This window comes from Clostridium tagluense, assembly GCF_003865095.1.
GTDB classification, from domain to species: Bacteria; Bacillota; Clostridia; order Clostridiales; family Clostridiaceae; genus Clostridium_AD; species Clostridium_AD tagluense.
The window spans coordinates 139,519-153,970 of the sequence record NZ_BHYK01000006.1 but is presented as its reverse complement, the minus strand read 5'-3'; the positions used below and the strand labels follow the sequence as shown (position 1 = coordinate 153,970).

The following is a 14,452-nucleotide window of genomic DNA, read 5'->3' as shown; positions in this document are numbered from 1 at the left end:
CATAAAATGAAATTTATAATTAGTTTTTTTATATAAGTCGAGAGATGCTTATAGGAATAAGCATCTCTCATATTATATAAAAAACTAATTATATTTTTTCATGGAAAGTTCTGCTAATAACTTCAAGCTGTTGTTCTTTTGATAATCTATTGAAATGAACTGCATATCCTGATACTCTTACTGTTAATGTTGGATATTTGTCTGGATTTTCCATAGCATCAATTAAAACGTCTCTATTTAAGACATTTACATTTAAATGGTGCGCACTTTGTCCAAAATAGCCATCTAAAAGGAAAACTAGATTATTTATTCTTGTATCTTCATCTATCCCAAGTGCGGCTGGTACTATTGAAAAAGTATTTGAAACTCCATCTTGGCAATATTTTCTATAAGGAATCTTAGCAACTGAATTTAATGATGCTAGCGCCCCATTTTCATCGTGGCATTGTGTTGGGTTTGCTCCTGGAGCAAGTGGTATACCTTGTTTTCTTCCGTCAGGAGTTGCTCCTGTCTTTTTACCATAAACAACATTAGAGGTAATAGTAAGTGCAGATAGTGTATGCTCAGCGTTCTTGTAAGCTGGGTGCTTTTTAAGCTCATCACTAAATTCTTTAATAAGATTAACAGCTAAATCATCAACTCTGTCATCGTCATTTCCGTATTTAGGGAAATCTCCTTCTATTTTAAAGTCAATTGTTATTCCATTTTCATTTCTTATTGGAGATACCTTGGCAAATTTTATAGCACTTAAGGAGTCAGCTGCAACTGAAAGTCCTGCTACACCGAATGCCATGAAGTATTTTAGGTCGGTATCATGAAGGGATAATTGACCAGCTTCATAAGCGTACTTATCGTGCATATAATGTATAGTATTCATTGTATCTACATACATCTCTGCAACATAGGCTAAAACTTTTGAATACATTGCTCTAACTGTTTTGTAATCAAGAATCTCATCAGTTGTTTTTTCAATTCCAGGTATTACAAGCTTACCTTTTAATTCGTCCATTCCACCGTTAAGTGATAGTAATAATGATTTAGCTAGGTTTGCGCGAGCTCCAAAAAATTGCATTCTCTTACCAATTTCCATAGCAGAAACGCAGCAAGCTATTCCATAGTCTTCTCCATATATTGGTCTCATAACATCATCATTTTCATATTGAAGTGCATCTGTTTCAATAGACATTTTAGCACAATATTTTTTGAAAGGTTCTGGTAATTTTTCTGACCAAAGCACAGTCATGTTTGGTTCTGGCGCCGATCCTAAATTTGTTAATGTATGAAGGAATCTAAAGGAAGTCTTTGTTACCATTGCTTTTCCGTTAATTGCCACACCGCCTATTGATTCTGTTACCCAATTTGGATCTCCACCAAATAATTCATTGTATTCAGGTGTTCTAAGGTGTCTTGCCATTCTAAGTTTAATTACGAATTGATCAACAATCTCTTGTGCTCCATCCTCAGTTAATATGCCTGCTGCTAAGTCTCTTTGCATATAAATGTCTAAGAAAGTAGTTGTTCTTCCAAGAGACATTGCAGCACCGTTGTTTTCTTTTATTCCTGCAAGATATCCAAAATAAACTGCTTGAGTAGCTTCTACTGCTGTGGTAGCTGGTTTTGAAATATCAACTCCATATTTTGAAGCCATGCTTTTTATGGCAGCAAGTGCTCTTATTTGCATACTTACTTCTTCTCTATGTCTTATTAGTGAATCAGTAGCAAGTCCTGTTAACTTCGTTAAATCTTTTTTCTTTTCTTCTATTAAAAAATCTATTCCATAAAGAGCTACTCTTCTATAGTCTCCTATTATCCTTCCGCGACCATATGCATCTGGAAGTCCAGTTAGGAGTCCTACATTTCTTGCAACTTTTGTAGCAGGAGAGTATGCATCAAAAACTCCTTCGTTATGAGTTTTTCTATATTTAGGGAAGAAATTTTCTATATCCTTATTTAATTTAAAACCATATTCTTCTAGTGATTGTTCTACCATTCTAAAGCCACCAAATGGGTTTACTATTCTTTTTAGTGGAGCATCTGTTTGGAATCCAACAATTACTTCATTTTCTTTATCTATATATCCAGGAGCAAAATTGTCTATTCCTGAAATTTCATTAGTTTCTACATCTATAATACCTTGCTTAATCTCTTTTAAAATAAGTGAATAAGCTTTATCCCAAACTTTATTAGTCTTAGCTGTTTTTCCTACTAAAAAACTATCATCACCTTCATATAAAGTGTAATTCTTTTGAATAAAGTCACTTACATCAATTTTATTCTTCCATTCATCACCTTTGAAACCATTCCATTGTTTAAACATTTTTTTTCCTCCCTATAATAAATTGATTTCAGATTATTTTCTATAATAATTCTTAAAGTATAAAACCAAACCAGTAAATAAATCAAATAATAAGTATTAATTGACAATTAATACTGTTTAAGATATTATACAATATTTTGTTGTATTTGTTAATACATAAAAGTAAAAGTTACATAAGATTCACAAAATAAATAACAGTTATAAATGTTATTTAAAATTTAACTTGTCAATATAATATATTGTAATATTAAAAGTGAAACAGTTCAAGTGGTTATATAAAAGTTTTAAAATTTAGAATATTATAATAATTTTAAAAGTGTTTAAATATAAGGGTTTAACAGTTAATAGTATTGAAAATAAATAATGAAACAGAATGGTTTTAATGCGAAACAATAGAATATTATATTGTTTTAAACAGGCAAATATGTAAATTGGTTAAGGATACAATGATTTATATGATTTTAGTTTTAGCGTAATTCTCACATTAGAATTTTAAAGAAAGATTTGTCGCTTTGAAACACAGAATAAATCTAGAAAAATTAATATTCTTTTCAATTATAATGCGTTATAATAAGTAATGTATTGATATAATGTATATTTAGAATGGAGGGTTAAAAATATGAGCAAACCTAGCATGTTTAGCAAGGATTATAAGAAAGAAGTAAAAAAAAGAAAAAGGAAAATAGCACTATTGATTATTGTCCCTATAATAGGTTTAACTATATTTTTGATTACAGATTTTGATGTACTAAAAAATAGTGGGATAAGTATGAAAAATGGTATAAATAGCATCTTATTAAATAAATCCAAAGACAAACGCAGTAGTGACGTACAAGTGAAAAAAACACCACAGGTTGCTAAACCACAATCAGATTCTGAAAAAAGTAAAGCAGTTCAAGCGAAAAAAGCTTTAAAAGTAGAAGCAACTTTGAAAAATGAAGTGTTTGTTGTAGCACTATCTGATGGGCAAAAAATCAGTGTTGAAGTTAGTGTTAAGGCTGCAGAGAAGACCATAAAAGGGATAATAAATGATAAAAATATTTCATATGATATAAGTCCAAGTAAGAAAGCGATAGTTATACAGAGTACAAACAATCAAGACCTTTTATATGTTGATATAAACAAGGTGAGTAAAAACATTACAAAAAAAACACATCAATCCAGCAAGGGGCAAATGTTTTCAAAGGAGGAACTATTTAAAACCCATACAAACTATCTTTGGTCCATTACACCTAAGTTCATTGATGAAGATAACATTGCATATGTTAGTGAATTACCTTGGATAAATGAAAGCGCAGTACAATATATATGGAAGGTGAATCTGAAAAGTAATCTTCATACCCAGGTAAAAACAGCATCTGGTATGCATATAACTTTCAAAAACATCACTCCTAAGGGGCTTACTACACTTATAGATGGTAATGTGGTATATGTAACTTCCACTGGAGAAACAATAGAATAGGGGGAAGAGGTTAATTATGGATATAGGGTTATCGTCAGCTTGCTTTTATCCTGATTTACATACAGAAAACAGTATAGTGAAGATGAAAGAATTAGGATTTGATCATGGTGAAATATTTCTAAATACATTGAGTGAGTACTCACAGGAGTTTGTGAAGGTACTTTTAGAAAAAAAGGAATTCTATGAATTCAACGTAAATTCAGTTCATGCATTTTCAAGCTCTTTTGAACCCTATCTTTTTGATAAATATGATAGACGAAGAACGGATATGTTAAAGCATTTTAAAAATGTTTGCAAGGCAGCAAAGGTTTTAGGCGCAAGTTGCTATACTTTTCATGGTATGCGTTATGTGAATTTTAATGAACTAGACACTGAATTTGTAATAGATATATATAATGAACTATCTTATATTGCAATGGAGTCAGATATTAAATTGGCGCAGGAAAATGTATCTTGGTGTATGTCTTCTGATTTGAATTTTTTAACGCTTTTATCTGAAAAATGTAAATATCCAATATATTTTACTTTGGATTTAAAACAAGCTTATAGAACTAATATACCTCTTGAAAAATATATAAATCTTATGGGTAATAAGATAGTGAACCTTCATATTAATGATAGAGATGAGAATTCATCTTGTCTTTTACCAGGAGAAGGAAATTTAGATTATAAAGATATAGCAAGTAAGCTTAAAAGCGTAGGATATAGTGGAAAAGGGATTATTGAAGTTTACAAAAACAATTATTCAAATTATGAACAACTTACAAAGGCAAAAAAAAGTATTTATGAAAGCTTTAACTATAGTTTCGGAGAGTAAACAATTATTAGCCATGCAATTTTAAGAGCACAATATATAGAATATTTGACTTATTGTGGTATTTAAAATGTTAATAGATTATAACATTACTAAAATTGTGTTGTAAATTATAAAGAATTTAGTTATAATCAGTAATATTAGACTATATAAATGTAGATGCTTAATAATATTTGTAAAGACCTTAAAAGTTATGTTATAATGTTAAGGTTAACAAGCATTTGTGGTGATTAGGAGGAGTAATATAATGATAGTTAAAATGGAAAAATTAGAAAAAAATATTGTTAAATTAGAAATAACAGTGGAAGCAAAAAGGTTTAATGAATCTTTGAAAAAATCTTCTGCAAAAAACTCAAAAACTATAAACATACCTGGATTTAGAAAAGGTAAAGCACCAATGTCTATAATAAAGAAAATGTATGGTGAAGGTGTTTTCTTTGAAGACGCTATAAATTTCTGTTGCGATGATACATATCCAGAGGCTTTAAAAGAGTATGATATAAGTCCATTGGATTATCCTAAAATTGATATTATTGAAATAGGCGAAGGAAAAGATTTTGTATACACTGCTTCTGTAGCAGTAATTCCAGAAGTTAAACTTGGAGAGTACAAAGGACTTGAAGCTAAGAAAACTGAATATAATGTAACAGATGATGAAATTGAAAACCAACTAAAAGGTATGCAAGAAAAAAATGCTAGAATCGAAGAGAAGGTTGATGGCACTGTTGCAATGGGCGATATAGCTGTTATAGACTTTAAAGGATTTATTGATGAGGTAGCTTTTGAAGGTGGAGAAGGAAAAGACTTTGAACTTGAAATTGGTTCAGGATCATTTATTGATACTTTTGAACAACAATTAGTTGAACTAAAAGCAGGAGAAAGTAAAGAAGTTAAAGTTAATTTCCCAGAAGCATATGGAAGAGAAGACTTAAATGGAAAACTTGCAACTTTTAACGTAACTGTTAAAAGCATGAAGAAAAAAGAATTACCAGCTATTGATGATGAATTCGCTAAAGACGTATCAGAATTTGATACTTTAGAGGAATTAAGAAATGATATTAAAGCAAACCTTGAAAAATCAAGTAAAGATAGAGAAGTAAAAGAATTTGAAGAAGCTGTAATAGATGCAGTTTGCTCTAATGTTCCAATGGACATTCCAGAAGTTATGATAAAAAGAGAAACTGATGTTATGCTCAAAGATTTAGAAACCAAATTAAAATATCAAGGTTTAGAGCTTGAACAATATTATCAGTATACTAATAACACAGAAGAAAAAGTTAGAGAATTCATGAAAGAAGCAGCAGAAAAAAGAGTTAAAACAGATTTAATAATAACAGAGATAGCAAAAATAGAAAAAGTTGAAGCAACTGAAGAAGAAATGCTTGCAAAAGCAAAACAAGTTGCTGCTCAATATGGAGAAAAAGATATAGATAAAACAGCAGATTTAATTTTAAAAGCACAAAAACAATATCTGAAAATTGATGTTGTAAATGAAAAAGTTATAAAAATGTTAGTTGATAGCGCTAAAGTTATTGCATAATATACTTTAAAAATTAATTGCCAGATATTTTTCTGGCAATTAATTTTAAATATAGGACAAAATTATATGGTTAAAAATCAATTATTTAGGATAGAATTACAAGTAGATTACCGGTCGAAGTAGTTCTATTATTAGACAAGAGGAGGGAATTATATGAGTTTGGTGCCAATGGTTGTTGAACAAACAAATAGGGGAGAAAGATCCTATGATATTTATTCAAGATTATTAAAAGAAAGAATAATTTTTCTAGGAGAAGAAGTAAATGATGTAACAGCTAGTTTAATTGTTGCTCAGTTATTGTATTTGGAATCAGAAGACCCTGATAAAGACATTTATTTATATATAAATAGTCCAGGTGGATCAATTACATCAGGCATGGCTATTTTTGACACAATGCAATTGATAAAGCCACAAGTTTCAACTATATGTACTGGTATGGCAGCATCCATGGGAGCGTTCTTACTAGCAGCTGGAGAAAAGGGAAAAAGATTTGCATTGCCTAATAGTGAGATTTTGATACATCAGCCTTTAGGAGGATTTCAAGGTCAAGCAACGGATATTGATATCCATGCAAAACGAATTATGAGAACTAAAGATACGTTAAATAAGATATTGAGTGAAAGAACTGGCCAAACATTGGAGAAAATTCAACATGATGTTGAAAGAGATTACTTTATGAGTTCACAAGAAGCCATGGAGTATGGATTAATAGATGAAGTTATAACTAAAAGGAAATAACATTAATTGAGGTGAAGATATGCCAAAGTATGATGAAAAAAAACAACTTAAATGTTCTTTCTGTGGTAAAACCCAAGACCAAGTTAGAAGATTAATTGCAGGGCCGGGAGTATATATCTGCGATGAATGTATAGAATTATGTTCTGAAATAATTGTAGATGAATTCCAGGGAGATGTGGAACTAGATTTAGGTACATTGCCAAAACCTGCAGAAATAAAAAAATATATAGATGATTATGTAGTTGGTCAAGATACCGCTAAAAAATCCTTGGCTGTGGCAGTATACAATCATTACAAAAGAATAAATTCAAATATTAATGAAAGTGATGTTGAACTTCAGAAAAGTAATATATTATTACTTGGACCTACAGGCTGTGGGAAAACACTACTTGCGCAAACCTTGGCGAAATATTTAAATGTACCTTTTGCTATAGCAGATGCAACTACACTTACTGAAGCAGGGTATGTAGGAGAAGATGTGGAAAACATCTTGCTTAAATTAATACAAAATGCTGACTATGATGTAGAAAAAGCAGAAAAAGGTATTATCTATATAGATGAAATAGATAAGATTGCTAGGAAATCAGAAAATCCTTCTATAACTAGGGATGTATCTGGTGAAGGTGTTCAACAAGCATTACTTAAAATATTAGAAGGTACTACAGCATCAGTACCACCACAAGGCGGAAGAAAGCACCCTCATCAGGAATTTATTCAGATAAACACAGCTAACATTTTATTTATCTGTGGAGGAGCCTTTGATGGGCTTGATAAAATCATAGAAAAAAGAACTAGAACTACTTCCGTTGGTTTCGGAGCTGAAATACAATCTAAAGAAGAGAAAAATGTAGGAGAACTATTAAAATCTATAATGCCAGGAGATTTACTGAAATTTGGTTTAATCCCAGAGTTTGTAGGTAGGCTTCCTATAGTAGTTACTCTTGAAGCTTTAGATGAAGAGGCATTGGTTAAAATTCTTAGTGAACCTAAAAATGCGCTTATTAAACAATATAAGAAATTGTTTGAAATGGATAACGTAGAGTTAGAGTTTGAAGAGCAAGCTTTAAAAGCTATAGCAAAAGAAGCTATTAAAAGAAAAACTGGAGCTCGTGGACTCAGATCTATTATAGAGGATACAATGAAGGAAATTATGTTTGATATTCCATCAAATGAAGAAGTATCTAAAGTAATAGTTAATGAGGAAACTATTAAAACCAGAACTCCACAATTAGTTTTAGCTGAAAATGGCAAAAGAGAAAAATTAAAGTTAACAAAAAAAATTAAAAGTAAAAAAGGTATAGAAACAGCATAAAAATAAAATGTAAATATAATAAAAGATGGATTACTTATCTGTCTTTTTTTATTTTTTTGATAAATAAGGAAATTATTATTTAGAACAAAAAGAATATATTAAATACAACTTGAGCATAATATCAGATGATAGAATATTTACTATAACTTGTTAAATAATCTCAGAAAGGAGGATTAGTTTAATATAATTGAATATTAAACTTTTAATAATATGATTATGCAACTTCTGATGATAGTACAACTTTTATTTACCATAGTAATTGGAATATACGTTTTTAATGCATTAAAAAGTCACCATAATGGAAAGGTGTCTGTTAATGTAGATAGCAAAAAAGAAATGGAAAAGTTAAGAGTAATGAAAAGTATAAGTCTTACGGAACCACTAACAGAGAAAAGTAGACCAACAAAATTTGAAGATGTTATAGGCCAGGAAAAAGGAATTAAGGCTCTGCAAGCAGCTATATGTGGGCCTAATCCTCAACATGTCATAATTTATGGTCCCCCAGGAATAGGTAAAACAGCAGCAGCTAGATTAGTGCTTGAAGACGCTAAAAAAAGAGTGCGTTCTCCGTTTAATGAATCTTCTAAGTTTATAGAAATAGATGCAACCACAGTGAGATTTGATGAAAGAGGTATAGCAGATCCACTTATTGGATCTGTTCATGATCCAATATACCAAGGAGCTGGACCACTAGGAGCAGCTGGAGTGCCTCAACCAAAACCTGGAGCAGTTACAAAAGCTCATGGAGGTATTTTATTTATTGATGAAATTGGAGAGCTACATCCTATAGAAATGAATAAACTCCTTAAAGTTTTAGAAGATAGAAAAGTATTTTTAGACAGTGCTTATTATAATGGAGAAGATCCCAATACGCCACTTTATATAAAAGAAGTCTTTGACGGAGGGCTTCCAGCTGACTTTAGGCTTATAGGAGCAACTACCAGGAGTCCGGAAGAAATAACTCCGGCAATAAGGTCAAGATGCGTAGAAATATTTTTCAGACAATTACTTCCAGAAGAATTACAGATAATCGCGGATAACGCAATAAATAAAATTGGTCTTAAAATTTGTGAAAAAGCATTAAAGCTTGTAGGTAAATACTCTAGTAATGGACGGGATACTGTTAATTTAATTCAGTTAGCTAGTGGAATTGCTATTAATGATGAAAGAAATGAAGTAAGTATTGAAGATATTGAATGGGTTATAGAAAATGGGCAGTATTCGCCAAGGTCTGAGTTTAAAATATCAGATAAACCACAAATTGGATATGTAAACGGTCTAGCAGTTTATGGGGCTAATATGGGAGCTGTAATGGAAATTGAAGCTTCTGCAAAAAAAATAAAGCTTCGAAAAGGTATACTTAAAATTACAGGAATTATCGAGGAAGAAGAAATAAGCAGTGCAAATAAAAAGCTCAGAAGAAAAAGTACTGCAAGATCCTCAGTTGAAAATGTGGTTACAGTACTGGAAAAGTATTTCAATTTAGATTGCGATGATTATGATATTCATGTAAATTTTCCAGGTGGTTCACCGGTGGATGGTCCATCTGCTGGTATAAGCATAGCAACTGCAATATACAGTGCAATAAAAGGTATGCCGGTTGATAACAGGGTTGCGATGACAGGAGAGATATCAATTCATGGGAATGTAAAGCCTATAGGAGGAGTGAATGCCAAGATTACTGCTGCAAAAAAGGCAGGTGCTACCAGGGTCATTATTCCTATAGATAATTGGCAAGATAGCTTTAAAAATATTGAAAACATAGTGATTATACCAGTAAGTAATATTACTGAGGTAATTCGAGAAGCTTTGATTCAGGAGGAACCTAAAGATATTTCAATTACATTTGAGCCAGATGTGGATGTTATAGCAGCCGAAGCATTAAAACTTTAGTGATCAAGGTGATGATTTAACTACACTTTAGAAGAGAATTTAATATTGGCTGTTTTTATTTAAACAAATAACAAGTAAGTATGATAATATATTTGACTTGTTATTTGTTTTTATGCGCTTTATAATTTATTTTAAATTTTCTAGTATTGAAAATTAATCTTATTATAGGTATACTATAGTAGTGTAGCTATAATTATAGCTGCTATAAAAATATAGTAAATTAATAGCTATAGTTCCTATATATTAATATAAAATTTCGAATTTCAAGTTCTAACCTTATATTAATAAAATAATATTAATTTAGAAAAGAGGGAGAAAATGGATAAAAATACAAAACTTCTTCCGCTAATTCCACTAAGAGGTATGAATATATTTCCATATATGGTGTTGCATTTTGATGTTGGTAGAGAGAAATCTATTCTTGCATTAGAAAATGCTATGCTAAATAATCAAGAAATTTTTCTGGTTTCACAGAAGATATCAAAAATTGAAGAACCAGAGGAAAAGGATATATATAGTATTGGTACTATTTGTAATATAAAGCAAATATTAAAGTTACCAGGTGATACAATTAGGGTGCTAGTTGAAGGATTAAAAAGAGGAAAGATTTTGGAGTATAAAGATAATGAAACTTTTGTACGGGTAGAAGTAGAAATTATCGAAGATGAAGATTTTGAAGATGATAAGAAATGCAAGGCGTTAATTAGAATTATAGATAAAGCTTTTGAGGAATACATAAATCTATCAGTTAATAATTTTCCCGATGCGCTATTTAGTTTAGAAGAGACCAAAGAGCCAGGAAGATATTGTGATATTGTAAGTTCATATTTAATACTAAAACCAGAAACAAAACAAAAATTGCTTGAAACAGTAGATGTTATTAAAAGATTAGAAAAACTACTATTTATATTAAAAAATGAAGTTGAAGTATTAAGAATAGAAAAGAAAATTGGAACGAAGGTTAAAAGTAGAATTGACAAAGTCCAAAAGGAATATTATCTAAGAGAACAAATAAAAGCTATACAGGAAGAATTAGGAGAAGATGACGAGAATAAAAGAGAAATAGAAGAATATGAAATTAAGATAAATAAGGCAAAACTTCCTAAAGAGGCAAAAGAAAAAGCAATTTATGAACTAAATAGATTGAAAAGTGCAGGGAATTATTCTGCTGAAAGTGGAGTAATAAGAGCATATTTAGATTGGATTTTAGAGCTGCCTTGGAATAAATTCACTAAAGATAACATCGATATTAACAAGGCTAGAGAAGTTTTCGCAGCAGAACATTATGGACTAGAGGATGTTAAGGAAAGAATAATAGAATATTTAGCAGTTAAAAAGATCAGCAAAACTCTTAAAGGACCTATACTTTGTTTGGTAGGACCACCAGGAGTTGGAAAAACATCTATAGCAAAATCTGTTGCTAATGCATTAAACAGAAAGTTTGTTAGAATGTCTCTAGGTGGAGTACGCGATGAGGCTGAAATAAGAGGACATAGAAAAACTTACGTGGGAGCAATTCCAGGTAGAATCATATATGCCATGAAACAAGCAGGATCTAAAAATCCATTGTTCTTATTAGATGAAATTGATAAAATGAGTGGTGACTTTAAGGGCGATCCTGCAGATGCGCTACTCGAAGTTTTAGATAGTGAACAAAATGCAACCTTCAGGGATCATTACTTGGAACTCGACTTTGATTTATCAAAGATTTTGTTTATAACTACTGCAAATAAATTAGACACGATTCCAAGACCATTATTAGATAGAATGGAAATTATTGAGGTATCGGGTTATACATCAGAAGAAAAGTTCCACATTGCGAAGAAACATCTTATTCCAAAGATGTTAAAAGAACATAATATGGAAGATAGTAAAATAAATTTTTCTGATTCTTCAATAAATTGTATTATAGAAAATTATACTAGGGAATCAGGGGTTAGAAATCTTGAAAGACAAATTGCTTCAGTTGTCAGAAAAGCAATAACTGAAATGGTAGAAAAGACTAAAGAAAATGTTGAGGTTACAACGGCGCACGTTAAAAAGTATTTAGGAATTGAACTATATACTTATGATAAAGCTGATATGGAAGATGGAGTAGGCGTCGTAACAGGACTTGCGTGGACTGAAGTGGGTGGTGTTACTTTGCCTGTAGAGGTAAGTGCCATGGAGGGAAATGGTAAGCTTGAACTTACCGGTAAATTAGGCGATGTTATGAAAGAATCTGCTAAAGCTGGATATAGTTATATTAGAGCTAATGCAGCTAAATATAATATTGATAGTGACTTTTATAAAAATAAGGACATTCATATTCATGTACCAGAAGGTGCAGTGCCTAAAGATGGTCCATCTGCTGGGGTAACTATGATTACTGCAATGGTATCTGCCTTAACTAACAGGAAAGTAAGACATAACGTAGCAATGACAGGTGAGATTACGCTTACGGGAAGGGTTTTACCTATTGGAGGGCTTAAGGAAAAATCCTTAGCTGCATATAGGGCAGGCATTGATACAATTATTATTCCAAAGGACAATGAAAAAGATATACAAAAAATACCGAAGAGTGTTAAGGATAAACTAAAATTTATAATTGCAAGTAAAGTAGAAGATGTACTTGAAAACGCATTAATTGGAGAGATAAATAATGGAAATAAAACAATCTGAATTCATAATTTCAGCAGTAAAACCTGCTCAATATCCTACGGATAATATGGTAGAATATGCTTTTGTTGGCAGGTCAAATGTAGGGAAATCATCTTTAATAAATACTTTAACAAATAGGCGTAAATTAGTTAAAGTTAGTGGTACACCTGGAAAAACAAGGCTTATAAACTTTTTTTTAATAAACGATAGTTTTTATTTTGTTGATTTACCAGGTTATGGATATGCAAAAGTATCAAAAACTGAACAAGCTAAATGGGGAAAAATGATGGAGGATTATTTAGTCCGAAGACCTCAGCTCCAAAAAGTAGCATTACTCGTGGATTGTAGACGTAAGCCAACTAAAGATGATCTTCTAATGTACGGATGGATAAAACATTTTGGCTATGAAGTTGTAATAGTTGCAACAAAAAAAGATAAGTTAAATAGAGCAGAACTTGTAAAAAATAATAAGTTAATTAGAGAAACATTGAATTTAGAGGATAGTGAAGAAATTATCAATATTTCATCACTAAAAAAAACAGGTGTCAAAGAGCTTTTAGGAAATATGTTTAACGACATTTCAGAAGGAGAATCCCCTAGTTCTAATGGAAATCCTAAACTGTAATAAAAAGAAAACTTTAGTGGGAATATAAATTCCTTCTGAAGTCGTTAATTGCAGCTGCGAAGGTGATGATTTAACGAATCTGAAACTATAGAATAAAAATAATGTGATAAATAAAATAGACCTATATTATAGAGTGTAAAATAGTAATTTTTGCACAAAGTGATAAGGCCTATTTTTTTTATATTTTAATTGAAAATTCAGTGTCAATTTATATTTATCAGAATAGTATATATTAGAAAACAAAAGAAAAATGGTTTTAAAATTAAGAGATAAACAGAGGAAGACAACAATTACTAATTGTTATTTAACTAATAAGTAAATATAAGGAGGGAAGTAAAGTGGATATGAATGGATTGCTAAGTGGATTAGCGAGTGCTCAAAACAATGGATGTGATCATAATAAAAAGTGTTGTTGTAACAACAACAACAACAATGGAATCTTCGGTGGAAGCTCAATAATTTTGATCATTATTCTATTATGCTTCTGTGGAGGATTTGGTGGTCAAGGACAAGATTGTGGGACTGTTTGCGGATGCGACCCTAAACACTGCAAAGAATTATGTAGATGTGGTCCAATTAACAACGGTGGATGTGGTGGATTCGGCGGATTTGGTTCAGGAAATGGCTGCTGGTGGATAATAATATTAATACTTTTATGCACATGTGGCAATCAAAACAGAGGATGCGGCTCAAATAATGACGACTGTTGTGATGAATAAACTAGGTAAAAAATAATAGGTGAACATTTGATAAATTAAAATATTGATTACTTTAGTTAAAATATGTAACACATTGAAACATGCCCAGAAAGGGGGGTTTTATATGTCAAAAAAAAGATGTTGTGGAGTTCAAGCTGTAAATTCATGCTGTGGAGTTCAACCCGTAAATTCATGTGGAGTTCAAAGTCTCTGTAGCAATCCAATTTGTGCTTTAATAATCTTAATTATACTTCAAAGAACATGTCTACTTGAAAACAAAAACGCATTTATATTAATATTATTATTCTTAGGTTTTTGTTTTTGTAGACGCCCAGTAGCTGCAGTTAATGCTTGTAGCAAATCATGTGGTTGCTAGTTTCAGAAATCAGGGAGAGCTTATGCTCTCCCATTTA

Annotated in this window: 11 protein-coding genes; 10 read left to right on the top strand and 1 reads right to left on the bottom strand. The window is 31.1% G+C overall.

The genetic code is table 11. From position 1 onward, the window contains the following. Positions 1-88: 88 nt before the first annotated feature. Positions 89-2,317, bottom strand: a complete 2,229-nt coding sequence (gene pflB, locus Ctaglu_RS07310) for a formate C-acetyltransferase (RefSeq protein WP_124999586.1) — start codon at positions 2,315-2,317, stop codon at positions 89-91. A gap of 619 nt (positions 2,318-2,936) precedes the next feature. Here pflB and Ctaglu_RS07305 point away from each other — a divergent pair. From Ctaglu_RS07305 to Ctaglu_RS07260, 10 genes are all read left to right on the top strand, one after another. Then, positions 2,937-3,779, top strand: a complete 843-nt coding sequence (locus Ctaglu_RS07305) for a hypothetical protein (RefSeq protein ID WP_124999583.1) — start codon at positions 2,937-2,939, stop codon at positions 3,777-3,779. 16 nt (positions 3,780-3,795) lie between these two features. Then, complete coding sequence (locus tag Ctaglu_RS07300; protein WP_124999581.1) at positions 3,796-4,596, top strand: sugar phosphate isomerase/epimerase family protein; 801 nt, start codon at positions 3,796-3,798, stop codon at positions 4,594-4,596. A gap of 244 nt (positions 4,597-4,840) precedes the next feature. After that, entirely contained in the window at positions 4,841-6,133 is a 1,293-nt protein-coding gene (gene tig / locus Ctaglu_RS07295) for a trigger factor (RefSeq protein WP_124999579.1), read from the top strand. 153 nt (positions 6,134-6,286) lie between these two features. Continuing rightward, positions 6,287-6,871 (top strand): ATP-dependent Clp endopeptidase proteolytic subunit ClpP, encoded by a 585-nt coding sequence (clpP, locus tag Ctaglu_RS07290; RefSeq protein ID WP_124999577.1) that lies wholly within the window; start codon positions 6,287-6,289, stop codon positions 6,869-6,871. A 19-nt stretch (positions 6,872-6,890) separates the two neighbouring features. After that, on the top strand, positions 6,891-8,183 hold the full coding sequence (clpX, locus tag Ctaglu_RS07285) for an ATP-dependent Clp protease ATP-binding subunit ClpX (protein WP_124999575.1): 1,293 nt from the start codon (positions 6,891-6,893) through the stop codon (positions 8,181-8,183). 210 nt (positions 8,184-8,393) lie between these two features. Continuing rightward, on the top strand, positions 8,394-10,076 hold the full coding sequence (lonB, locus tag Ctaglu_RS07280; RefSeq protein ID WP_233439708.1) for an ATP-dependent protease LonB: 1,683 nt from the start codon (positions 8,394-8,396) through the stop codon (positions 10,074-10,076). Between the two features lie 318 nt (positions 10,077-10,394). Continuing rightward, a complete protein-coding gene (gene lon, locus Ctaglu_RS07275; RefSeq protein ID WP_124999573.1) occupies positions 10,395-12,737 on the top strand; it encodes an endopeptidase La in 2,343 nt (780 codons plus the stop codon). After that, positions 12,718-13,341: a ribosome biogenesis GTP-binding protein YihA/YsxC gene (yihA, locus tag Ctaglu_RS07270; RefSeq protein ID WP_124999571.1), complete on the top strand. Its 624-nt coding sequence runs from the start codon at positions 12,718-12,720 to the stop codon at positions 13,339-13,341. The genes lon and yihA overlap by 20 nt, the downstream gene beginning before the upstream one ends. A 338-nt stretch (positions 13,342-13,679) precedes the next feature. Then, positions 13,680-14,060 (top strand): hypothetical protein, encoded by a 381-nt coding sequence (locus Ctaglu_RS07265; protein ID WP_373861665.1) that lies wholly within the window; start codon positions 13,680-13,682, stop codon positions 14,058-14,060. Positions 14,061-14,163: 103 nt separating this feature from the next. After that, positions 14,164-14,415, top strand: coding sequence for a hypothetical protein (locus Ctaglu_RS07260; protein ID WP_124999569.1), 252 nt, complete (start codon positions 14,164-14,166; stop codon positions 14,413-14,415). Positions 14,416-14,452 lie beyond the last annotated feature (37 nt).

What these genes read in the sequence shown, in the direction of transcription:
- yihA (WP_124999571.1), top strand. Translation starts at nt 12,718, where the DNA reads ATGGAAATAAAACAATCTGAATTCATAATTTCAGCAGTAAAACCTGCT.
- clpX (WP_124999575.1), top strand. Translation starts at nt 6,891, where the DNA reads ATGCCAAAGTATGATGAAAAAAAACAACTTAAATGTTCTTTCTGTGGT.
- lonB (WP_233439708.1), top strand. Translation starts at nt 8,394, where the DNA reads ATGATTATGCAACTTCTGATGATAGTACAACTTTTATTTACCATAGTA.
- Ctaglu_RS07300 (WP_124999581.1), top strand. Translation starts at nt 3,796, where the DNA reads ATGGATATAGGGTTATCGTCAGCTTGCTTTTATCCTGATTTACATACA.
- lon (WP_124999573.1), top strand. Translation starts at nt 10,395, where the DNA reads ATGGATAAAAATACAAAACTTCTTCCGCTAATTCCACTAAGAGGTATG.
- Ctaglu_RS07305 (WP_124999583.1), top strand. Translation starts at nt 2,937, where the DNA reads ATGAGCAAACCTAGCATGTTTAGCAAGGATTATAAGAAAGAAGTAAAA.
- tig (WP_124999579.1), top strand. Translation starts at nt 4,841, where the DNA reads ATGATAGTTAAAATGGAAAAATTAGAAAAAAATATTGTTAAATTAGAA.
- clpP (WP_124999577.1), top strand. Translation starts at nt 6,287, where the DNA reads ATGAGTTTGGTGCCAATGGTTGTTGAACAAACAAATAGGGGAGAAAGA.
- pflB (WP_124999586.1), bottom strand. Translation starts at nt 2,317, where the DNA reads ATGTTTAAACAATGGAATGGTTTCAAAGGTGATGAATGGAAGAATAAA.
- Ctaglu_RS07260 (WP_124999569.1), top strand. Translation starts at nt 14,164, where the DNA reads ATGTCAAAAAAAAGATGTTGTGGAGTTCAAGCTGTAAATTCATGCTGT.